Genomic DNA, 743 nt, shown 5'->3' on the forward strand with positions numbered 1-743 from the left:
GAAAGCTATGCTCAGGCGCAACCGATAGCTATCTTGGCGATTATGTTTCCATACACCGCCAGCTATGTTGTCGAACGGAATCAGAAGTTTCACTATTTTTCCATCATCCGATCCGGAGAAAAGCGCTATCGCTGGCGGAAACTTATCGCCAACGGTATGGCCGGGGGACTGGCTCTATTTATTCCCGAATGCATCTATTACCTCATTTTATCGCTGACAGCTAGGAATACCATATTACATCCATTTACCTATAAACCGCAAGGGTTGTTCAGTGAACTCTTCCCACACACGCCTGATATCTATATATGGATTGTGTTTGCGATGCATTTTATATTGGGGTTTTGTTTTGCCGCCTTTGCTCTCGGCATCACCTCTTTTTTGTCCAAACCCATCTTAGTCTACCTGATCCCGTTTGCTCTTTTAGTTACCTATGATGTGTGTATGGAGCATTTATTTGACGTAAGAAAATACGGAGTTACGAATATGTACAATTTTATGACCAGTGCCACATATAATTTACTGGAATTCTTTCTCGTGATGGCCGGGCTATTTGGGATGGGCGGACTCGCATTCTATGTCAATTATCGGCGGGTGCTAAAACATGGGTAATATGATTAATGGGGATTTCTGTAAAATGATGCTGCTCCGAATCGGGACAGATAAGAAACTATGGGCTGTCGTAAGTCTGATCACGGTCGTGACGATGTTGTTGCAAGCAACCGTGCCAGATCCCGAACTGGAAA

General features: G+C 44.0%; 1 protein-coding gene. It reads left to right on the plus strand.

Annotation, left to right across the window (positions count from 1 at the left end; genetic code table 11):
- Nucleotides 1-609: hypothetical protein (locus PPOP_RS08545; protein WP_006285816.1), on the plus strand; the 609-nt coding region annotated here is incomplete at its 5' end.
- Nucleotides 610-743: the final 134 nt, after the last annotated feature.

This window comes from Paenibacillus popilliae ATCC 14706, assembly GCF_000315235.1.
GTDB lineage: Bacteria > Bacillota > Bacilli > Paenibacillales > Paenibacillaceae > Paenibacillus_B > Paenibacillus_B popilliae.